Here is a 22,093-nt window from a genome sequence, read left to right on the forward strand (position 1 = left end):
CAGTTCAAATTCGAACTGGCTTTATTTTTATTCCTTCTTACTTCAACTATGGTGAAGAAACAAGTATAATGCTAAGTGTAAACGCTTAAATATAAAATAGCTTTAAAATCTTATTAAATTAATTTAACTCCACATAAGTATAAAGACCTATCTTAACTTTTGTTAGGTTAGTTCTTTTTTGGTATAAATGATATATTTTGAGCAATATATAATATTTTGGATAGCGAAATATCCTATTTTATATTAAGATAAATACTAAGATAGGATTTCAGAGGCATTGACGTTTTCATAACTATGAGTAAATACCCGTATAGGTAGTTTGTTGTAAATGGGCTTAACGTCTTAAAAAAGATGCTTGAAAACTAATCTTATACATATAAGGGGACCAAAACTATGCGAAATGAAGAAAACAGTACACAGGTCTTTTCTTCTGAGCAACTGAAAACGGTTCAAGACATGATAGGGGAAAACGAACCCTCACTGTTTTCAGTACTACAGGAATTATCGAAGAAATATGATGAAAAAACGACGATCTATCTTACAAAAGAATTCTGTGTAAATTGCCAAACTCATGAAAACCAACTTGTTGGGATGGAGTTTTTGTATCAGAATAGCTTTTTTGATGATTTAGAAAAGATGATTAAATTTCATAAAGAGTCATCAAATTCTCTTAATAATGAGTGGAGTTTACTTTACGAACTTCAAATAAAACGTAAGGTTCATAATATTATTGGTCAAGACTTTCTTAAGCTTTTAGAAGATGTAGAGGTAAGAGAAGATGCAACCCTATTAAGTTTATTAACTTTTCTTAAAATATATGGTTACTATGAAATGTATGAATATGAAAAGTTAGAAATCTACCAGGATGTGTTGACTAAATATTTGTTAGATATAGACAATACAATTATTAGGGTGTATTTTCAATTAAGAGAAAATGAACTGTACCTCCATTATCATTGGAAGAGAAATGAAGTTCAAATTGCGAGAAACTATGGTCATAATATGTTAGAAAATGTATTTAACCCTAGAAAAAAGTGTTATACACATCTAATTTTAGCGGAAACATATGTGTTGGAAGATTATAATAAGGCTATGGAACATGCGAACAAGGCATTGGAAATTGCTGAATATTATAATTTAGTTCAATTTATTAAGGATGCAAATAATAAGGTCATTCCATTTATTGCTGCTATAAATGGTATTTATGAAGGCGTTGAAACCACAGATGAGGTAGAACGTGCTCATTTATATTTAGCTGCAAAAAGGTGGGAAGATGCCTTGCAAATATTAAATAAAATTCAAAACCCCACACCTTTTCAAGAATACTATTTAGGACTTGCAAAAAAAGATAAGGACTTATTGCAAAAGTCATATTATAGATTCCTAACAGAGAGGAAAGATCAGTTTTTTGCTCTTCTTCCTTATCAAGAATTAAATAATTTAGCAAAGGAGGGATAATTATGAAGAAAAAGATTCTTTTGGCATTCAGTGCTATAGCATTAACACTGACTATTGGTCTATCTTCTGATTATTCAACAGAAAAAGCTGTATCAGAGCAAGACTCTCAAATTTCTTACATGTATTATGATCCAGATATTAATCCTGGTATCGGATAATAAAAAAGTGCCTTATAAGGCACTTTTTTATATTTTACTGAATTAGCGGAGGGAAAATTAATGAATGAATGGATCTACATACTATCACCAGTCATTGGTTTCTGGTTTATGTTTATGATTATGAGGTTTTACTATAAATTTCGAGCAAAGAAACCTCTTACATCCGCAGAAAAAGTAGCGCTGGCAGCATCTTCACTATCGCTAGCTTTTATCATCATCTGGGTAAGTTAACCAATGACGGAAGTTTTTGAACCTCCCACTTTTTTTATTATTGTGGGTTGATTTTTTTGTTACCGTGCTTTATTATATTAAATCGTTAGAGAGATAACGTAATAAAAATTATGTATTTATAGATTATTCATCAGAGGAGGTACAACATATGCTAGCATGGGCTGTTGTCGTATCTGTATTGGTTATGACAATTTTAAGTTTGCTCCGTGTTAATGTGATTTTTGCAATTATTGCAGCTGCATTAACGGGAGGTTTGATGGCTGATTTATCCATTACAGAATCAGTTAAAGCATTAGTAGAAGGAATGGGCGGGACAGCTAAAACCGCTTTAAGTTATATCTTGCTTGGAGCTTTTGCCGTAACGATTTCTTATTCCGGAATCACAAGGATATTAGTTCGAAATCTAGTTTCTGTATTAAGAGGGAAGCGTGCTACCCTACTTCTAGTTATTGCTGGAGTGGCATCTTTATCTCAAAACGTAATTCCGGTGCATATTGCATTTATTCCTATATTAATTCCGCCATTATTAAAATTATTCGATGAGATGAAGGTTGACCGACGCGGGGTAGCCACAGCATTAACATTTGGTTTAAAAGCACCTTATGTCATGATTCCAGCTGGTTTTGGACTAATCTTTCATGAAACCATTCAAAGTGCTATGAAGCAAAGTGGTGCTGATATTTCACTTGGTGAAATCGCGCAATCTCTACTTTTACCTGGATCAGGAATGATTCTTGGTCTTCTCATTGCGGTCTTCTTCTCTTACCGTAAATCTCGTGAGCACACCATTAATGAGGTTGAAGAGCTTCAAGAAGAAGCTGAAGAAGATCTTAGTGGAGAGAAGTTTGGTCTACGTCACGCATTAACTCTTGTAGCTATTCTATTTGCTCTCATTGCACAATTATATTTTGGAAACATGATTATCGGAGCACTTACAGGCCTTGTATTTATGTATCTATTCCAAGGCTTAACACGAGTAATGAATGTTGTTCCCCTTGAAAGAGGAAACGCAGTCATGTCACAAGGTATTGGAATGATGGGATCGATTGCTTTTGTAATGCTTGTTGCTTCTGGTTATGCAAATGTTCTTCAGTCAACTGGTTCCGTTGAAGCGTTAGTTAATCAAACATCTGGAGCATTGGGTGATAACCAAATCGTTATTTCCTTCGTTCTATTAGTTGTTGGTTTAGTTATTACAATGGGAATCGGATCCTCGTTTGCTACGGTTCCGATCCTTGCAGCTCTATATGTGCCAATTTGTACGGCAGTAGGCTTTTCACCATTAGCAACTGCAGCATTAATTGGTACGGCAGGAGCACTAGGTGATGCTGGTTCTCCAGCTTCTGATAGTACACTTGGTCCAACATCAGGATTAAACGCAGATGGAAAACACAATCACATTTGGGATACTTGTGTACCAACTTTCATACACTATAACATTCCATTATTCTTATTCGGCTGGTTGGCAGCTGTTATCCTGTAAATGAAGTGAAAGCCTGCTTTCTCCTAGAGAGAGTAGGCTTTTTTATGCAAAAAGAAAGTATAAGTTGTAGCTCTTAGCTGTCTAGCTCCAACGCCCAGCAACGAATGGACTTCCCTGGCCTCCGTTCGATAAGTCAATATCAAATTGCTTTACAATTTGTGTTTCCTTTATCTCACTACGGGCTCAGTCCAGTCCCTTCGTTGTGCTAAACGGGTGCCTGCGCCTATCTTATGCATAAAATCCCTCTTGAATCGAACACTAAATAAAAAAGTGGGTGAACTCGATGAGGTTTTTATATGTAATATTAGCTGCTGTCCTCCTTAGTGTTATGCCTTTTTCTAATATGCATGCGTACGGAGATAATAGTTACGGATGGGGATATGAAAAGAGAGGAAATCATAAGCCACCCAAAACTGGATTTTATGGAGATCTTTTGAACAAGTATGGGGGATATCATATAGATCCATCAGGAGAAAAGGTTCTTTATCTAACGTTTGATAATGGCTACGAACAGGGATACACAGATGATATTTTAGATGTTTTGAAAGAGAAGGAAGTGCCAGCCACTTTTTTTGTAACGGGTCATTATATAAAGAGTGCTGAAGAGCTTGTTCAGCGTATGGTAAATGAAGGGCATATTGTTGGAAATCACTCATGGAGTCATCCTGATTTTTCAAAAATGAGTAAAGATCGTATTAAAAATGAGTTAGTGAAGGTTGAACAGTCTGTTGCAAACATTACCGATCAGGATTCGATGAAATACTTACGTCCCCCACGTGGAACATTTAGTGAACGAAGTCTAGCCATATCTGAAGAGCTAGGTTATATTAATATGTTTTGGTCACTAGCTTTTGTGGATTGGCATACAAAAGGCCAAAAAGGTTGGAAGTACGCTTACGATAGTGTGATGAAACAGGTCCATCCAGGTGCTATTATGTTGTTGCATACCGTTTCTGAAGATAATGCTAAAGCTTTGGAACGTATCATAGAGGATTTGCAGAAACAGGGTTACACATTTAAAAGTCTAGACGATCTTGTTTTGAAACAAATGCTCCCAGATCCTATAGCAGGTTTCATGAACTAGAGTTCTTCATTATTGAAGGCTCTAGTTTTTTAATACCACAAGGGACATTCATTTACATTGGGTTCTTTATCATTTAACCTAACGTTAACAAGTGGAATAGCGTGGAGGTGACATGATGATCCCAGAAAACGTAAAACCTTTAATAAATCAATTCTCATCTGAATTAGAACAATTGCCTACTGATTTGATTAAAGGTGTTTATTTATATGGTTCGATTGCTTTAGGTTCTTTTGAAAAAGAAAGAAGTGACATTGACTTTGTTGTTGTATTCAATCGTCCTATTCAAGAGGATGAAGTAAAAACACTAGAAAATATTCATGAGAATCTGCGTCAGCATCCTTATGGTAACCGTTTTGATGGCGTTTATATAAAAGAGGAAAACCTCGGAAAGTCCAACTACGAACTGGATCCTTATTTTTATATTTCAGAGGGAAGTCTTGAAAAAGGACATTGGGATATCAATGCTGTAACGTGGTGGATTATGAAGCACCATGGGATTACGGTAAAAGGAACACCTGTAGAAGAGCTTTCACTACATGTGGAGTGGAGCGATGTTCAAAAAGCAATGCGTTACAATATTGAACACTATTGGAAAGAGAAAAAACTCCAACAATTTTTAGAGGATGACTGGGTGTTATCTTGTGTTGAAACAAATGTCCGTATCTTATGTACCATGAAAAAAGGTGAGATCATTCCGAAAACAAAAGCGATGCAAGAAGCGAAGGATTGGATCGGTGAAGATTGGCACCCTGTTTTAGATGAAGCGTTAAGAATAAGATTCGGGAATGAGGAAGAGTCTTATTTCTCATCTATGCTAATGCGTGCTCAAACGGTTGTGAATTTCACAGATTATATTCGTTCGGCTTGTGAACCTTATTTTGCAACTTCTAAGCAATAAGATGTTGAAGTGGAGGAGAGGTTATGTGGAAGGAAGACGTAACAGCTGAGAGTTTTTATGATTTTGATTATACTTTACTTCGATTCAGTCTAGATCCTTTATGTAAATTAGATAGAGATGAGCGTTGGGTGGACATTCCTGTTACATTGGGGAATGAGCGTCATGTGGTTCGCGTGGAAGCTCATGGAACAACGAGTGAACCTAAGTTTCGAATCTACAGTGAATCCATAGAGCGAAAAGAAGAACTACTAGCTCACATTCACAACTTATTTCAATGGGATCGTGATTTAGAGAAGATTCATGAGCATTTTCTTGATACAAATTTAGATCAGCTTTTCAATGCACATCCTGGCACACCCATTGTAAAAGACTTTCACCTGTATGATTGTTTAATGAAGACGATTATTCATCAGCAGTTGAACATGAAGTTTGCATTTACGCTTAGTACACGGTTTGTTCAACAGTATGGAGAGCAGATCAATGGCGTTTGGTTCTACCCAACTCCTGAGCGAGTGGCGAAGATTGATTATAATGAACTCCGTGAACTGCAATTTAGTCAACGAAAAGCAGAGTATGTTATTGATACGTCAAAGTTGATTGTGAATGGTGAATTGGATTTAGAAGAGTTGGCTGAAAAAGATGATGAAGAGGTCATGAAGCGTTTAACCAAGGTTCGTGGTCTTGGACCTTGGACTGTTGAAAATTGGCTGTTGTTTGGAGTTGGACGAGCAGATCTACTGCCAAAAGCTGATATTGGTATTCAAAATGCATTGAAATTTTACTTTGAACGAGATTCCAAACCTTCTATCCCAGAAATAACTGAAATGAGCCAGGGGTGGGAGCCTTATCGAAGTTATGCTTCCCTTACTTTGTGGAGGAGTATAGAAGGATAAAGTTTATCGCATAAAGAAGACGCTTGGAACGGACCAAGCGTCTTTTTACGTGAAGTTATTGAATCACAAATGGCATCTCAATTAATTTATCTCCATAACGAGCAATTAATGTGTACTCACCACTTTTGGCTGCTTCAAGCTCTGGATTAAGTGTGCCGAGTTCTTCGGTTTCTAAATCAAATGTTGCATAAGCTGTTCTTTTTTCTCCTGCTTCTAACTCAATGTTTACCATATCTGCAGTACAGTTTCTTGGCGCAACATCTCCTGTACCTACAAATTGTGTTCTTTCTCCATCTTGTTGGATGAAGAAAAAGATTTTATCATCACACGTCGAAGAACCTTGATGGATATATGCTTCATCTCCATTGTTTTCAATCGTTGCTGTAGCACGAATACGATCATCTTCATAGAATGTTTTTTGGTTTAAAGAAGCTTCGAATGTAACGTTGTCTTCTTCTAATTGATCTGTGTAAGCTTTTTCTACCACAAAATTCATTGCAGTTGTTGTGTTCATTTTCTTACCTTGATCAGATATTATATCCTTAATGTGCAGCGTATATTTCTGGCCCGGCATGTAGTCATACTGTGGTTCAACTAAAATGTGATTACCATCATCTGTTACGGAAACATCAGCGCGGATTCCTACACCATCTTCTCGAACCATGTAGACATTTCGTTCATTAACAGATGCAGGGTCAATTTGAGTATTCATTTTAATATTCCACGTTTTATCAATGGCTACATCGTTTTTTGATTCTTCCCAATTGATTTCACCCTGTAAACTGTCCATTGGATGGAGGTTAGAAGAAGACATATAACCACTGATGTTACTACCCTCAACTTTATAAGTGATGAATTGATTGTCGAATGTACTGTTTTCGAAATAAGGACCACCAGTGATTTCTAGTTCCGTGTAGTAAGGAACACGCATTGTGACATCACTAGAGAAATCTAATTGAGAGCGTAAGTTTCCATAATCAAGATCATTTACATTAAGGTCGACATTGTTCATAACAAAAACTTTATCGCCTTTTTTATACATCTGCGTTGTATAGGCGTCTGCTTCATCCCAATCGTAAGGAGAGTTGTCAAATTGTAGTTCACCGTTATCATTTGTGTCTAAATCAAATGTTACAGGTGTTTCGGCTACATCAACAAAACTTTTATTTTCAATGATGTTAAAGACTTTTCTTTGATAAGTTATCTCAACGTTTTCGTTGTTAGGGTTATTACGATTAGAGAAACCGTTATAAGCCATTATAGGAAAGTACCACTGTTCAATTATATGCCGATTGTCTGCTCCGTTAATTTCAGGAAGGTTCCCTGAATCCATCAAATTCCACTTAGCATCTAAAATCTTAGCGCCAGCCTCAATATTATAAGCTGTATCAGTTTTCAACTTCTCTTCATCAAAATCAAAGTCTGAATTTGTGATTTGCATCATCCCAATGCCACCATCATCACTTACTCTGATTTCACCGTCCTCAAATTGCATCATATCACTTTCAGCTGTAGCGATTGCCTTCAAAATCTCAGGTGGAATATTGTATTCCATTGCAATGTTTGTTAATACTTTGTGCTTTTTCTCCCAGGATAGCTCTTCATAATCCCCTTCAGCTGCATGAACATTTCCGGCAAAGCCTAAAGTCATAATCATCAGGGTAAAAATCAGGCTCATTGTCCATTTCATGTTATGTAACCTCCTCTATAGTAAGTCCGAACTCTTCTATATTTTTCCTTCTTTAATTATAAATCTATGAAACTATTCATTACAAGAAATAGCTGTTTATGGAGTTGATTAAAAGGAAAAGACGGGAACATCAAGAATATATAAAGGAGAGTGGATGTCTGAGAAGGTGACCTACCAAATAGACACCAACTTGAAGGAGGAATTTACATGCCGGCATTTTCAGATGAAGTCATAATTGAAAAACCAAAAGAAGAAGTATTTGCTTTCGCTGCTAATATGGATAACTCAACAGATGTGATGCCCAATGTAGCAAAGATAGAGAAGCTTACAGAAGGTCCAGTAGGAGTGGGCACTCAATACAGGGAAACGCGTGAAATCAGAGGAAAAGAAGCCTCATCTGTTATTGAGGTTGTAGAGTATAAACTAAATGAAAAGTATTCTGTAGAAAGTTCGCTGGAAGGTTTAACAACCATTTATCATTATACGTTTACTGAAAGAGATGGAGAAACTAAGATTCGATTTGAATGTGAGATCAACGCATCAACATTAAAAATGAAGCTAGTTAAACCGGTATTTAAACGAATTATGAAAAAGGAAGATGGAGATCATCTGCAACATATGAAAAAGGCGATTGAACAATCAAATACGTAAATGCTGAAAACGCTTGGGAAACCAAGCGTTTTCTCTGTTTAAAGAAAATTTTTCTAAATTAGGCTTGTTCACCACTTGAAAGTGACAATGGTGTCGTTTATAATAAGTGACAAGGTTGTCGGTTAACGACGTGAGTGTCATTTATTATAGAGGAGGAGTTTTAAATGGAAGCAGAAGCAAAGGAAGGGTTGTTTAAAAATAAGCCTTATCTGTATCTCATAGCGTCACAAATTGTCTCAAACTTAGGGGATTGGCTAGATATGCTAGCTCTAATGTCGTTGGTTGCTTTTAAGTGGAACGCATCCCCAATGGAAATGTCAGGAGTCATGCTTTGTATGGCTGGCCCCATGATTTTATTTGGGCCAATTGCTGGTGTTTATGCAGATAAGTTCGATCGTAAAAAGCTGATGATATGGTCAGATATTATTCGAGCATTGGTTGTCATTGGGTTCGTGTTTGCAACATCCTTATGGCATATCTACGTATTACTTATATTGAAAGGGATTTTCGGGGCACTATTTGTTCCTGCTAAAAATGGGAAGTTAAAAGAGATTGTGTCCGATGATCGTATGCAGCAGGCGATGGGGATTAGCGCAATGATTAACAATGGATCAAAAATTGTAGGTCCTATGCTAAGCGGTGTGTTGGTATCTACGATCGGGGTTACTACAGCTTTTTACATTGATTCTTTTACATTCATTCTTTCTGCTCTCCTCTTAATAGGTGTACCAAAAAGTCTATATGAAAAGGAAGAAACAGAACAACCTGATGGGAAAAAAGAAACGATGCTTCAACGTATGAATGGAGGGTTAAATGTTTTAAAAGGATTACCAGTTTTGTTTTATGGATTGTTCATCTTAAGTTTAGCCATGCTTGCCATTCAAATCGCGGATAGTCAAATTATGATTTTGCTTAGGTTAATTGAAGGGGACCCAGTGGATGTAGCAGGTTATGCGATGGCAGCGAGTGGTGCTGGGGTCTTCGTTATGTCAGCGATATGGAGCAAGAAACAACCGTCATCACTTGCTTTTGTTTTGGCTTTGGGATTGTCTTTGGTTGGAGCATCTATAGCCATTACACCTTTTCTGATTGGGTTACCAATGTGGATGATTAATCTTGCTTTTCCGACTTTATTTTTTATAGTGGGAGCTGGTTTAGGTTCGATCATCGTACCGTTTAATGTTGGTGTTCAAAAAGCGACTCCTGTACAATACAGTGGAAGGGTTTTCGGAACAATTAATAGTATGACAATGCTTGCAACGATTATAGGAATGCTTCTAGGTGGAGTCTTGTCTCAACTCTTAGGGGTTACGGTTACATTTATCATATCAGGAGCATTATTATTGGTTGTGGGATTATCTACATTTGGAGCAAAGAAGTTTTTAGAAAGTAGGGATCCACTTGCCGAAAGTGACGAACGAATACAAGGAGAAGCGCCGTCAGCAGCTAATTGATACAGCGAAGAAAGTGTTTGAACAAAAAGGATATGCAGCTACAACCATGTCTGATATTGTAGCTGCTTCCGATATGAGTAGGGGTGGTGTTTATCAATATTTTTCTTCTACTGAACAGGTGTTTCGTGCGATTAACGATCAGAACGACCAGAATCTTAAAGATTATTTTGAGAGACTTCTCGACGAACATAAAACAGCGTGGGATGCACTAGAGACTTATTTGGATGAGCGTGTTGAGGCGATGAAGAATCCGAATCTAGGTTTTGCCGCAGTTGCTTTTGAATATTTTGTTATGAGTTCGCGTGAGACAGATCGATCACCATATATTCAAGAAAGATTGAAGCGAAATAAGGCCATTTTCACGGAATTCCTCCAAGCTGGTGTGGATCGTGGAGAATTTAAGCCTTTAACAGATCTAGAGTCCATCGTGATGTTTACGATTAACCTAACAGATGGCATGGTACTTTATAAGCTTGTCTTAGGCTTTGATACCGGAAAAATCGTTGGGCAAAATGATAATTTAAAAATTTACTTGAAACAAGTGCTACAAATACAAGGGTAAGGGACTTTCTCTAATATAGGGGACAGTCCCTTGTTTTTTTGATAAAATTTAGAGAGTTAAACAATAAGGAGACCAATACATGAAGCGATGGATCCTGCTTTTACCGGCTCTTTTATTTATGGCAGTCGGCATTATTGAACAATATAATTGGCAAGAGTGGTTTGATTTAATAATTAATCTATCCATGGTGACTCTTTTATTCTTTTGGTTACTGAGAAAAACAAATAATGAGGGGAAATGGGGGAGCATTCTAGAGGGAGTGTTTCTCTGATATTTGATATTTGTACACGTTATGGTCACATGGTTGTATATTGATCAATATTTTACACGTTTTTATTTCAACGTATCATTCCATCAAATAAACTTAATTCCTTTTAAGACATTAGGGAATGTCTATGCCATTACCGAGCTTCCGGGTGTGTACTGGAAGCAATTTATAGGGAATTTGCTTCTGTTAACGCCTCTCGGTTATTTTGTTTTACGTTTGCGAATTGTAGAAGGTGCATGGAAAGCTTTTCTTTTCGTGTTTCTCTTTACTATGGGCATTGAATGCTTACAATTTATCAAGTCGATTTTTATATCTGGCGGTAGGTCCACAGATATAGATGATGTTCTATTAAATACTTTAGGTGGTCTGTTAGGGATCGCTGCGTATTATATCATTCAAAAGATAAGTTCTATCAAAAAAGAAAAACAACAGTCAGTTCAGATCAGGGGGAGTTAGTATGAGTCGTGTAAAACGAATATTTCTTACACTTGTCATAGCTGTTCCAATTGTCTTAGTCATCTCTTATTTTACAAACGATGAAGATAAAGATTGGATCAATGCGGATGAGTCGACGATTCAAACGTTTCTGCAAAATAATGTAGGGGACAATGTACAATTGGATCGATTAAAGAGGTTAGGAGATTCGGAATTGTTTATAGCAACCTATCACCTTAAACAAAATGATAAGGAGAAGTTGGGTTACTCCTTATTCGAAGAAATGGAAGAGGGTAGGGTAGAATATAGACGGACCGATTTTGGTGCTACATCTCATGCGTTCAATGTAATTGAAACAGATGAAAATATCTATGGGGTTTTATATGGAACAGATGATTCAAACTGGAAAATTGCAAATGTATCATTCTCAGAAAACGATAAAGAATATTCATTTGATCACCCAGGTGAATCTCCTTACTTGCTAATGAAACAATTCGACGCTTCTATTGAAAATCCAGAAGAGTATTCGGTTAAATATCAATAAGAAAGAGGATCTGTCTTCTTAATCAGGAGGCAGATTTTTTTGTGTCTGATTAAGTTGAACACCCATATTAAGTGATTTCACTAAAATAACTTCCGGATAAGGAAGTAAGATTAAATATACGAATGAATACTCATTTTTGCGCGAGATATGGGACTCTCCATTCATATTAAAAAATTTCTATAAAAATCCTCCAAATACGGTTTACATACATGTAAAACCCCTCTATAATTTCAGATTGTACTACAATTTTGAACGACAAAAAGAAAACATTTTCAGAAAAGGAAGATGCGTATGTTAAGAAAGCTACTATCTTTTTTCATTATTAATCTAGGGGTTTTTTGTGTGGCTGTAAACGTCCACTTCTTCCTATCCCCAAACAATCTAGCAACAGGTGGAGTTAGTGGTCTTTCTATCGTTCTCCACGATCTATTTCCAGGTCTATCCCTGGGTTTATTTATGTTAATCGCAAATATTGTATGCTTTATACTTGGCTTTATCTTCATTGGGTTTAACTTTGGTGCCAAGACGATCTATACAAGTTTTGCCGTTTCATTTATGGTTTGGGGATTAGAGCGATTTGCTCCTATGAGCTCTCCATTAAGTGACGATATTTTAATTCAATTAATCATTGGACAGGCGATTGCTGCCGCTGGTATTGCTATGGTTTTCCACCAGGGAGCATCGACAGGTGGCACAGACATCCTGGCTATGATTTTGAATAAATACTTCTCTATCGAAATGGGTAAAGGCGTATTATTTTCTGATATCGCCATCGCGGCGTCATCCATCTTTGTGTTCGGTCCACAAACTGGATTATATGCATTCTTCGGAGTTATCCTGAATGGTATTGTGATTGACTACACATTACAACAGTTCAATGATAATAAAGAAATCGTTATTATTAGCCGTGAAAGCGACCTTGTCCGTGAATTTATCGTAAGAGAGCTGGGTAAAGGGGCTACCATTCATTCTGCCAAAGGTGCATTCACCCAGGATTCAAAAGAAGTGATTACGACCATCTTGAAGCGTAAAGACTATTCACGTTTACGAAAATACATTTCAGAGATTGATCAAACAGCCTTTATAACGGTACACGCCACAAATGAAATTCTAGGACAAAACTTTAAACGTTTGGCTTAGTCATGTATGTTGTAGCGCTTTCAATTATGGTATGATAGAAAAAGAATATAAAGAGGAAGAGGATGAACGTCCAATCATGAGTGAAAAGAAATCGATGATTGAGCGAGTCTATCAGTCTCTGAAAGAAGCAATTTTGTTTCGAAAAGTTGCTCCTGGGACACAGTTGATAGAAAAGACCATTTCAGAGCAGCTTAACGTATCTAGAACACCGATACGCCATGCGCTGACTCGTCTTGAGCATGAAGGACTTGTAAATGTTGTCCCAAACAGAGGAGCTTTTGTCGTTCAACCAACGACGGAAGAGATTCAACAAGCCTTTGTTATGCGTAGAGAACTTGAATCTATGGCTGCTCGATTAGCGATATCATCCATTACAGAGCAAGATCTTGAGAATATGAAAGATTTGATTCAGCAAGAACGCGATACGTATTTAAGTCATGATATCTTGAATTATACAGGCGTCAACAAAGCCTTTCATATGTACCTGGCAAAGAAAAGCGGTAACGTATTCTTGATGGAATATATGGAACGAATTCTCGATCAGATTAATGTTTATTTGATGTTGTATGATGTGTTTTATGATTCAAACATGAAAGATAGCACCCGCTTTGTTGAGCACGAATATATTGTGGATGCTTTGGCTAATCAGGATATGGATCGCTTAATTCATCTGATTGATCGCCATATGGAATTTAGCTTAGAGTATATGAAATTAGAAAAGACAACTTATCAATCATTAGAAAGTGTATTAGAAGTCTGATCACTTCCAGCTTAATTGTTGGAAAGTGATCAGGCTTTTTATGTTGTCGATTATTTTATTATGGCTTTATCTGGAAGACTTGGAAACGAGATCATGCGGGAATCGAGCGCGAACCCGAGGGAAAGGAGCGCCGACCCGAGCGAAAAGAGCGTTGACCCGAGGGAAAGGAGCGCCGACCCGAGGGAAAGGAGCGTCGACCCGAGCGAAAGCAGCGCGGAACCGAGCGAAAAGAGCGTCGACCCGAGCGAAAAGAGCACCAACCCGAGTGAAAGCAGCGCCGACCCGAGCGAAAGCAGCACCAACCAGAGAAAAATCAGTCCCCCCTCTCGAGAGACTTAGCCCGCTGCTCATTGCCAACGACACCATCCCTCAGCTATTATTCAACAATACTGCCATCCAATTGATTTAAATATAGTTATATACAATCAATAAATCTTATTTAATGGAATAAATCGAAAATAACGATAAAATGCTAAAAAATATTTTTATATACTCCAAATATCTCTAAATACCGTCACTGACACATTTCAAAAAAATGGATTATAACGATTCAAACATACATATTGACGGCACCTTTAGTGGGAGATAGAATGTTTTCAGGAATTTTGAGAGAAACACTTTGTCTCCCTCAATACTTCACTCTTCATGGAGAAAGGAGGAGATCGTAATGATGTATAGAGTTACGGTTTACCTTCTTGGTATGGTAACGAACTTTTTCGGAGTAGCTTTGATCATTAATGCTATGCTCGGTGCTGGCTTTTGGACATCTTTTTTCGTAGGGCTCTCTGATAAATTCGGCTATACGGTTGGTTTTTGGTATGGAGTATTTCAGTTTCTGTTTATTTTCGTGAATGGGTGGCTAGTCAAACAGGCTCCTGAAATAAGAGCTGTCATTCCAGTGATACTGGAAAGTCTTATTTTAGACTTTTGGCTAGAAATTGTATTTGCCAATATAAGCTTAGCGAATGCGCCATTCTTATTACAATTGTTCACATTGCTTTCTGGCGTATTGATTGTTGGTTTAGGCGTAGCTGTTTATATTTTACCTCAATTCCCACGTGCGCCTGTCGATCAACTGTTCTTAGCTGTGAGTCATCGTTTTAACCTAAGTCTAAGAATGGGCCAAACAGTTGTAGCAGCAATTGTTGCATCCGTAGCATTTTTGATCGGGGGACCTGTCGGAATTGGGACGCTTGCAGGGATTTTATTCCTTGGGCCAGCAATTCAATTTTGCTACACTCGAGTTTATCCAATGTATTATCAATTTCATCCTCAGTATCAGGATGAAACAGAAATCATATAAACTTTTAAAAGCTGACTCGATCTTAAGAGTCAGCTTTTTGTATGGGAAAATAATTCAAACTTTTTAGAAAAATTGATATACTATCCATAAGCTAGCCATTACATTATAAGGATTTCATAAAGGAGAGGTGTTGGGATGAAACGAGAAGACTTAATTGCTCCACAGCATTACAATCTAGTAAGTGAAGTAGAACGATATGCTAATGATCCGAATCATATGGCGCTTTATTGGGAGGATGATGCAGGAAACTCCCGAGAAATTACATATCGAAAGCTTCTAAAACGCGCCAATAAAATTGGCAACGCTTTCTTGTCGCAAGGTCTAGAGAAAGGCGACAAGGTTTTAGTGATGGTGCCACGCGTTATTGAGGCATATGAAGTGTACCTTGGGGCTTTGAAAGCTGGACTAGTCGTGATTCCAAGCTCTGAAATGCTACGAACAAAAGATTTACAATACCGTATCAACCACGGTGAGGTAAAAGCCGTGGTAAGCTATTATCCGTTTGTTGAGCAATTTAGTAGTATTGAACATTTGGATGAAATGAAAAAGTTCGTAGTTGGTCATGATGAGCGCGGCTGGTTAAACCTTGATTATCTAATGGATCAAGAAGATGCAGAAATGGAACTTGCCTCAACAACACGTGAGGATATGGCGTTTCTCTCTTATACATCCGGTACAACTGGGAATCCAAAAGGTGTTGTTCATACACATGGATGGGGATATGCTCATTTGCGTACAGCAGCGAAAAACTGGCTAGCTATTGAAGAAGGGGATACCGTGTGGGCAACAGCAGGTCCTGGTTGGCAAAAATGGATCTGGAGTCCATTCTTATCTGTACTTGGGTCTGGAGCTACAGGGTTTATCTACCACGGAAAATTTGATGCAAAAAAATATTTAACCTTGTTACAGAATCATCAAGTCAATGTATTGTGCTGTACACCAACGGAGTATCGCCTTATGGCTAAAGAAGATGATCTGGACAAATATGACCTTTCACAGCTTCATAGTGCTGTTTCTGCAGGTGAACCATTAAACCGTGAAGTGATCGACACGTTCAAAAAATACTTTGATATAACGGTCCGAGATGGATATGGTCAGACAGAGAATACACTATTAGTTGGTGTTATGAAAGGAATGGACGTGAAACCAGGCTCCATGGGTAAACCAACACCAGGTAATCGAGTAGAGATTATTGATGAAGAAGGTTCACCTGTAGGAGAAGGTGAAGTTGGAGATATTGCGGTGCATTTGGATACACCGGCATTATTTAAACATTATTATAAAGATCCGGAACGTACAAACATGTCTTATCGCGGCAATTATTATGTAACGGGAGATCAGGCAAGTAAAGATAAAGACGGGTATTTCTGGTTTGAGGGCAGAAGTGATGACATCATTATAAGTTCTGGTTATACAATTGGTCCTTTTGAAGTAGAAGATGCGTTAGTCAAACACCCATCTGTTCAAGAGTGTGCCGTTGTAGCCAGTCCCGATGAAGTTCGTGGAAGTGTAGTTAAGGCTTTCATCGTTTTAAAACCAGGTGTTAATGGAGAAGATCCAGAACTTAAACAAGAATTACAAGATCATGTAAAAGATTTAACGGCTCCTTATAAATACCCTAGAAAGATTGAATTCCTTGAAGAATTACCAAAGACAACATCAGGGAAAATTCGAAGAGTTGAATTGCGTAAAAGAGAAAAAGAATATGGGGATGTATAAGAAAAAGACGGCTCTTGGCCGTCTTTTTTTACTGCACCTTTTCATCCCACTCATTCTTTAACATGCCATACACAACATGACTTACATAATGGTCATAAAGCCATTCACAATCTCGTATGATTCCTTCTTTTGTAAAACCTAGTCGTTCAGGGATTGCTTGGCTTTTTACATTTTCAGTTGCACATCTAATCTCGACGCGATGAAATTCTAAAGTGTCAAACACATATTCTAAGAGGGCGTTTACGGCACGTGTAACAATTCCTTTTCCTTGAAACTCTTCTCCGATCCAATAGCCAATACTAGTGAATTTATGAGATTGGTTTAACTGATGTAACCCAATTGTTCCCGCGACCTCTCCTTTATGGTAAATCACAGCATCGAACCCATCATTATTTGCGTACTTCTTCATGACGCTCTCAATAAATGATTTTGTATCCTCTACTTTTTGTGTCATATCAATCCAAGGCATCCAAGCACGTAAGTAGTCACGATTTCGATCAACTAACTGAAATAAATCTTCAGCATCATTATAATCAACTAATTTTAAGTAGGTTTCATCATCTAACTTATGTACAAACATCCCATCTCCCCCTTTTGTGATTATTTCGTATTTTATCAAAATAAATGGAAATATGGTACAGATTTTTGTACTACCTAAAACATGCATAAGTTTCGTGCGAATGAAGGGGTGGAATAGTCTTAAAATACTACATAAAAGAGAATATAGCTCTTATCGGAGGCACAGTACAAAGAGGAGTGATGGCATGAAAGATTTACAAAAAGCATGGCGTGCAAGGAATTGGATGAAAAACAACGAGGCATTCCTACAAACCTGGCATGCATATGTAGGTGATGAATTAGGGTTATTTAAGAGCTTTGAAAAACCTAAAACGGTTATGGAAGTCTCTAAAGAACTAGGTGTAAAAGAAGACTTGCTTCAACGTTGGGTTGATGTAGGTTCGTCCATTAACCATTTACGTAAACGAACGGGTGGTAGGTATCGTACATCAAAAAAACACTGTGGAGAATTTTTAGAAGAAGGACAAAATGGGATTGGAGCTCTTTTGAAAGAAATGATGGAGCTTCACATTCCAACTCTATTATCCTATCCTCAATATATGAAATCAGGAGATCGTGCACAGTTTAATCACGAGAAATTTGGAGGAGTGGTTGCTGAAACCTCGACTCTATTAGAACAATTTTCGATTCGCCGAATAAAAAAGATGGTTAGAGAGAAAAATGTTTCGAGAATTATAGACCTGGGGTGTGGCCATGGAGGTTATCTTCGTAAGCTTGCTGAAGCATTTCCAAACATTCAAATGGTAGGGGTAGATGTAAATGAACGTGTAATCCAACGTGCTAAAGAAGAATCAGCAGACTATGAAAATATTCAATTTATCGTTGGGGATGCATCATCTTGGGAACCTGACGGTGATAAGGCTGATTTGATTCTTCTCCATAATCTATTTCATTACCTTGAACAGTCAGAACGTCTTGATCTATTAAACCATTTATCTGCTTTATTAGAAGGGGAAGGTATGATATCAGTTATTACACCAATTGATGAAGCGGAGGAAGGTCAGGCTTTTTCTTCGGCATTCAATAGCTTCTTTACAGCTCACTCTAACCTTCATCCCCTTCCAAGTGAAGTAGAAATACATGATATGGCGACATCTGCTGGCCTCTCCTTAACTGCTTGGGATCCTATAGTTAAAGAAGGTGGCTGGTATGCTTTCTGGTTATCCCCACAAGTTGAATATACGATTAGAAATCCAGAAGCCTAACCTCATTTGAGATTAGGCTTCTTTTCATTCCTAATCCATAAAAAATAGCCCTAACGCAAGTTTAGGACTATCTCTTATCTAATTGCCCACAAATCAAGTAATTTTCCTTCCTCACCAAATACAGGATCAGTGGTGGGGAGTGGAACTGCTCGGATATTGTGTAATACTTCAGGTCGCTCAGATGGATTTCCAGTACATAAATCTCTATCTTGTCCTTCAGGATAGCCACCCACAACTCGAAAGTCCTGGGTCGATCCATTGTTTTTGTGTCCAACGCCAGCTGGAATCATTACTACATCACCTGGACTTACATCGATCTCATGTCCATGTTTGCCGCCGAATTGAATCGTAGCATGCCCACTTACAACTCCTAAAACCTCATGCGCTGTGCTATGGTAATGATGATAATTAAAAACAGATCCTATCCAGATTCCGTCCCATCCTTTGCGTAGGAAAACTTTATTCATTCGATCTATAAAATCATTTAAAATACCCGGATATATGACTAAAGGAAGTATTTCATTATTTGGTATTTCACCATCATCGCGGAATACATATGCTAAGTATTCTGGTTCTTTCATAGTCAATCTATGGCCCCCTTCCATTTCTTTCTAACGCTACCCTTTTAGCAGCCTTATTAAACGATTTTAGGAAGGAGGATTGGGTTCAAATAAAATTGAACAAACGTTTGATCAATTTTGGACTTGCTTTGATCCCAACTCATCAAGTGCGTGAGAGAGTGTACTTTTAATCGGAATTTGAGTGAAGTCGATTCCTAGTTGAATAGCAACTTGAGCTACTTTAGGATTCATTCCACAAATAACGGATGTGACGCCTAGTAGTTCTAGTGATTGAATTAATTGAAATAGGTGGTGTGCTACAATAGTATCAATGCTTTCTACACCTGACATATCTAAGTAGATTCTCTCATATGAATGTTGGCTGCAACGTTCTAAAGTCGTTGATTGTATATTAGAAATTCTTTTTCTATCTAAATCACCGATTAAAGGGAGGATTGCTTCTTCATTCGTAATCGGAATGACTGGGGAGCTTAGTTCATTAATAAGTTGCTCTTGAGCATGTAATTGCTTGATGTTTGTCTTATAGTAGTGTTCAGTGAATTGAAGCACCATATAATCATAGGCTTCTTGAAGAAGCTCTGTCCAGCGTAAAATATGCTCTAAATCAACTGGTGCATCTTGAAAGAAATCTTTCATTCTATTCCAAAGAACCACTCGATATGTTTTGAAGTTTTGGAGCGTTTCATGTATAGGTGTTTGCTCAGCAACGCGCTTTTCAGAAATATTCTGTGCCCAATCTTGAATTTCATCAGTTGGGTTCACTTTCTTAGATATGAAAATATTCGCGATGGAGTACGTGATGTCTTTGTACTGATCCAATGCTTCTTGTTCACCGTGCTCACGTGTTTCTCTCGAATACTTTGTTTCACGTCCGACTTTAACTTTACGTAACCATTCGTCTGTAATTTCTTCTGCATGATTTGTTATGAATTCGTATAATTTTTGATTTTGTTCCAAACGCTCACCTCCAACAGTCTATCCCTATCATACCGAATACATTTTTATAGAAAAAGGGATAGACGGCATTGAATGTGCTATTAACACATATAAAAAGTGGAAAAGACATAGAGAATGTGTTAAATATCACAGAAAGGAAGGTAACATGAAGCTGTTTTCAACCAAAGATGGGAAAGTTTATGGAGTCATTTTTATTTTGGCTATCTTACTATATATGGTTTTGCAGTTAATGAATGTAGGGAATCCATCTGTTAAAGAGGAAGAAAAAAGAGAGCTTTATAATAGATTTACTAATCTCATAGAGGATGTCTTTGAGACTAATGAACGTGAACTTTATGATGAATATGTTTCCAGTACGATTAATAAAGAAAATTATTTAACTTTGTGGGATACTTATTTTGATCATCTAGATCGATATGAGCTACTCGAAATTCCTTCTTATGAAGAACAAGATAAAGACTTTTCTATTCAAAAAGAAAAAGTAGATATTTATAATACTCAATTCCAAACTGTCATTTTAGTAGATGAAAAACGTGTGGAAGTCCCTTTCGAGGTAAAGTGGGGGAGAGAAAACAAGACGTGGAAGGTTTTCGAGATAAAGATGCCTCGCGATATTCAAGATCCAGGGTTACTTAAGCGTGTCTTCCGTGGTGACTAACAAAAATTACCTAAAAATAAGTGTTTACGAAAGCATTTTCAAATTGGTACATTAACAGAGGTCAAACGTAATTGACCGCCTTTTACCTATATGAGCCGTCGAATCCCCCCTTTCGTAAAAAGATGATGTGATCGATAATTCCTTTGACTTTGTTACTCCGTGTCCACGATCCGTTATATATGTAAGAAAGTTCGTTCGACGGCTCCCCTGTTAGAATTGGAAGTCCATTTAAAATCCCATTTCCCCATGTGCATTGTAAATGACTCCGATATACTGTCAAAACCACTCTCAAATAAAAAGACTAGTTTCTCGATTACAGAGAAACTAGTCTTTTTATTATGGAAATTTCATGGTCTATTTTATTAATTATGTATTTTTAGACTTAATTGGAAGGAAATAGATCAGAAATGTAGAAATAGGTATTAAAGTTGCGTTTATTACACAGTTTTTTAATACATAAATTTTAGGTCAGTTGGATTTGTTGGAAGATTGGAAAGGAGTCTTATCAAATGATCGTGGAAGTGCAAGATGGTGTTTCATTACATGTCACACGTAAGGGCAAGGGGATACCTTGTCTGTTTTTACATGGTGGTCCAGGGTATTGGAGTTATTCTTTTGAGCATTATGCAGGCCCTTATTTAGAGGAAGAATTAGAAATGATTTATTTGGATCAACGTGGATGTGGCCGTTCGGATCATGAACCCAGTCATGATTACTCGATAGATCGTCTAATATTAGATTTAGAAGATGTTCGACGTAGATTAGAGATAGATGAATGGCTTGTGATGGGGCATTCATTCGGAGGCACGTTGGCGGTTCACTATGCTTATCGTTTTCCTGAACGTGTGAAAGGGTTATTGTTATCGAACTGTACAGTTGATTTAGTGGATTCGTTAGCTCACCAAACCCAAAAAGGGTTAGAACTTCTTGGGGAAGATATACAAATCCCTCAAAGTACTGAAGGAGTTTTACAAACCTTTTCATGTGTAGCCGGGAAACTAAGAAGTGAGGGAAAATACGATACATTACAATTCGTGGATACTCAAAAAGGTACATATCAACTAAAATCAGTTGATGGGGAACTAGGAGGGGACCCAGCCTTTCAAAGGTCAGTCCTATCTAAGAAGGAATTTTTAATGGATTGCTCGTGTTACACAAAATATGTAGATGCACCGACACTTGTAATGAGTGGAAGAGAGGACCATGTAGTTGGACCTGAGCACTATCATAGATTTCAGTTTCCAAATCAGACCGTTGAGATTCTAGAAGGTAAACATCATCCCTACATAGAAAATCAAAAAGCTTTCCGTCAAGCAGTAAGCTCCTTTCTAAAACAAATTCCGACTGAGACTATAAAAGTATAAAAGAACCGTGTTGTGCAC

The 22,093-nt window shown here is 37.4% G+C and carries 25 protein-coding genes; 20 read left to right on the forward strand and 5 right to left on the reverse strand.

What is annotated here, in order from left to right; all coding sequences use genetic code 11:
• Positions 1 to 393 precede the first annotated feature (393 nt).
• The 7 genes from H514_RS0120570 to H514_RS0120600 all read left to right on the forward strand — a co-directional run bounded on the left by H514_RS0120570 (position 394) and on the right by H514_RS0120600 (position 6,205).
• Positions 394 to 1,458 carry an AimR family lysis-lysogeny pheromone receptor gene (locus H514_RS0120570; RefSeq protein WP_027448660.1) on the forward strand — a complete coding sequence of 355 codons (1,065 nt, stop codon included), beginning with the start codon at positions 394 to 396 and terminating at the stop codon, positions 1,456 to 1,458.
• A 2-nt stretch (positions 1,459 to 1,460) separates the two neighbouring features.
• Complete coding sequence (locus H514_RS24790; RefSeq protein ID WP_154657427.1) at positions 1,461 to 1,616, forward strand: hypothetical protein; 156 nt, start codon at positions 1,461 to 1,463, stop codon at positions 1,614 to 1,616.
• Between the two features lie 60 nt (positions 1,617 to 1,676).
• Positions 1,677 to 1,847, forward strand: coding sequence for a hypothetical protein (locus tag H514_RS24795; protein ID WP_154657428.1), 171 nt, complete (start codon positions 1,677 to 1,679; stop codon positions 1,845 to 1,847).
• A gap of 148 nt (positions 1,848 to 1,995) precedes the next feature.
• Complete coding sequence (locus H514_RS0120585; protein WP_027448661.1) at positions 1,996 to 3,330, forward strand: Na+/H+ antiporter family protein; 1,335 nt, start codon at positions 1,996 to 1,998, stop codon at positions 3,328 to 3,330.
• 283 nt (positions 3,331 to 3,613) lie between these two features.
• Positions 3,614 to 4,414, forward strand: coding sequence for a delta-lactam-biosynthetic de-N-acetylase (gene pdaA, locus H514_RS0120590; RefSeq protein WP_154657429.1), 801 nt, complete (start codon positions 3,614 to 3,616; stop codon positions 4,412 to 4,414).
• A gap of 115 nt (positions 4,415 to 4,529) precedes the next feature.
• Positions 4,530 to 5,312: a nucleotidyltransferase domain-containing protein gene (locus H514_RS0120595; RefSeq protein ID WP_051255259.1), complete on the forward strand. Its 783-nt coding sequence runs from the start codon at positions 4,530 to 4,532 to the stop codon at positions 5,310 to 5,312.
• Between the two features lie 23 nt (positions 5,313 to 5,335).
• Positions 5,336 to 6,205, forward strand: coding sequence for a DNA-3-methyladenine glycosylase family protein (locus tag H514_RS0120600; protein WP_027448664.1), 870 nt, complete (start codon positions 5,336 to 5,338; stop codon positions 6,203 to 6,205).
• A 55-nt stretch (positions 6,206 to 6,260) separates the two neighbouring features.
• On the opposite strand, the gene H514_RS24120 is transcribed toward H514_RS0120600, so the two are convergent.
• Complete coding sequence (locus tag H514_RS24120) at positions 6,261 to 7,895, reverse strand: Ig-like domain-containing protein (RefSeq protein ID WP_027448665.1); 1,635 nt, start codon at positions 7,893 to 7,895, stop codon at positions 6,261 to 6,263.
• Between the two features lie 207 nt (positions 7,896 to 8,102).
• Between H514_RS24120 and H514_RS0120610 the strand changes: the two genes are divergently transcribed.
• The 8 genes from H514_RS0120610 (at position 8,103) to H514_RS0120645 (ending at position 13,709) form a co-directional block, all read left to right on the forward strand.
• Positions 8,103 to 8,546, forward strand: coding sequence for an SRPBCC family protein (locus H514_RS0120610; protein WP_027448666.1), 444 nt, complete (start codon positions 8,103 to 8,105; stop codon positions 8,544 to 8,546).
• Between the two features lie 164 nt (positions 8,547 to 8,710).
• The gene (locus H514_RS0120615; RefSeq protein ID WP_027448667.1) at positions 8,711 to 10,000 is read left to right on the forward strand and encodes an MFS transporter; all 1,290 of its coding nucleotides are present in this window, start codon (positions 8,711 to 8,713) and stop codon (positions 9,998 to 10,000) included.
• Positions 9,957 to 10,562, forward strand: coding sequence for a TetR family transcriptional regulator (locus H514_RS0120620; RefSeq protein ID WP_231566560.1), 606 nt, complete (start codon positions 9,957 to 9,959; stop codon positions 10,560 to 10,562). Before H514_RS0120615 ends, H514_RS0120620 begins: the two co-directional genes overlap by 44 nt.
• 79 nt (positions 10,563 to 10,641) lie before the next feature.
• Complete coding sequence (locus H514_RS0120625) at positions 10,642 to 10,833, forward strand: hypothetical protein (protein WP_027448669.1); 192 nt, start codon at positions 10,642 to 10,644, stop codon at positions 10,831 to 10,833.
• 3 nt (positions 10,834 to 10,836) lie between these two features.
• Positions 10,837 to 11,286: a VanZ family protein gene (locus tag H514_RS0120630; protein ID WP_154657430.1), complete on the forward strand. Its 450-nt coding sequence runs from the start codon at positions 10,837 to 10,839 to the stop codon at positions 11,284 to 11,286.
• A 1-nt stretch (position 11,287) separates the two neighbouring features.
• Positions 11,288 to 11,809 carry a hypothetical protein gene (locus tag H514_RS0120635; RefSeq protein ID WP_027448671.1) on the forward strand — a complete coding sequence of 174 codons (522 nt, stop codon included), beginning with the start codon at positions 11,288 to 11,290 and terminating at the stop codon, positions 11,807 to 11,809.
• A gap of 291 nt (positions 11,810 to 12,100) precedes the next feature.
• On the forward strand, positions 12,101 to 12,949 hold the full coding sequence (locus H514_RS0120640) for a YitT family protein (protein WP_027448672.1): 849 nt from the start codon (positions 12,101 to 12,103) through the stop codon (positions 12,947 to 12,949).
• Between the two features lie 76 nt (positions 12,950 to 13,025).
• Complete coding sequence (locus H514_RS0120645) at positions 13,026 to 13,709, forward strand: GntR family transcriptional regulator (RefSeq protein WP_027448673.1); 684 nt, start codon at positions 13,026 to 13,028, stop codon at positions 13,707 to 13,709.
• A 66-nt stretch (positions 13,710 to 13,775) separates the two neighbouring features.
• On the opposite strand, the gene H514_RS0120650 is transcribed toward H514_RS0120645, so the two are convergent.
• Complete coding sequence (locus tag H514_RS0120650; protein ID WP_154657431.1) at positions 13,776 to 14,066, reverse strand: hypothetical protein; 291 nt, start codon at positions 14,064 to 14,066, stop codon at positions 13,776 to 13,778.
• 310 nt (positions 14,067 to 14,376) lie between these two features.
• On the opposite strand from H514_RS0120650, the gene H514_RS0120655 reads away from it, so the two are divergent.
• Positions 14,377 to 15,012 (forward strand): YczE/YyaS/YitT family protein, encoded by a 636-nt coding sequence (locus H514_RS0120655; protein WP_027448675.1) that lies wholly within the window; start codon positions 14,377 to 14,379, stop codon positions 15,010 to 15,012.
• A gap of 135 nt (positions 15,013 to 15,147) precedes the next feature.
• Positions 15,148 to 16,731 (forward strand): acyl-CoA synthetase MbcS, encoded by a 1,584-nt coding sequence (gene mbcS / locus H514_RS0120660; protein WP_027448676.1) that lies wholly within the window; start codon positions 15,148 to 15,150, stop codon positions 16,729 to 16,731.
• 28 nt (positions 16,732 to 16,759) lie between these two features.
• Here the strand turns inward: mbcS and H514_RS0120665 are convergent, their stop codons facing one another.
• Entirely contained in the window at positions 16,760 to 17,311 is a 552-nt protein-coding gene (locus H514_RS0120665; protein WP_027448677.1) for a GNAT family N-acetyltransferase, read from the reverse strand.
• Positions 17,312 to 17,495: 184 nt separating this feature from the next.
• On the opposite strand from H514_RS0120665, the gene H514_RS23645 reads away from it, so the two are divergent.
• Positions 17,496 to 18,515, forward strand: a complete 1,020-nt coding sequence (locus H514_RS23645; RefSeq protein ID WP_036841944.1) for a class I SAM-dependent methyltransferase — start codon at positions 17,496 to 17,498, stop codon at positions 18,513 to 18,515.
• A gap of 74 nt (positions 18,516 to 18,589) precedes the next feature.
• Here H514_RS23645 and H514_RS0120675 read toward each other — a convergent pair whose 3' ends face one another.
• A complete protein-coding gene (locus H514_RS0120675; protein ID WP_027448678.1) occupies positions 18,590 to 19,096 on the reverse strand; it encodes a cupin domain-containing protein in 507 nt (168 codons plus the stop codon).
• A 111-nt stretch (positions 19,097 to 19,207) separates the two neighbouring features.
• Positions 19,208 to 20,053 (reverse strand): STAS domain-containing protein, encoded by an 846-nt coding sequence (locus H514_RS0120680; RefSeq protein ID WP_027448679.1) that lies wholly within the window; start codon positions 20,051 to 20,053, stop codon positions 19,208 to 19,210.
• A 145-nt stretch (positions 20,054 to 20,198) separates the two neighbouring features.
• Between H514_RS0120680 and H514_RS0120685 the strand changes: the two genes are divergently transcribed.
• Positions 20,199 to 20,711 (forward strand): hypothetical protein, encoded by a 513-nt coding sequence (locus tag H514_RS0120685; RefSeq protein WP_027448680.1) that lies wholly within the window; start codon positions 20,199 to 20,201, stop codon positions 20,709 to 20,711.
• A 509-nt stretch (positions 20,712 to 21,220) separates the two neighbouring features.
• On the forward strand, positions 21,221 to 22,075 hold the full coding sequence (locus tag H514_RS0120690; RefSeq protein WP_027448681.1) for an alpha/beta fold hydrolase: 855 nt from the start codon (positions 21,221 to 21,223) through the stop codon (positions 22,073 to 22,075).
• Positions 22,076 to 22,093: the final 18 nt, after the last annotated feature.

Origin of the sequence: Pontibacillus marinus BH030004 = DSM 16465 (genome assembly GCF_000425225.1) — a bacterium.
Taxonomy (GTDB): Bacteria; Bacillota; Bacilli; order Bacillales; family BH030062; genus Pontibacillus; species Pontibacillus marinus.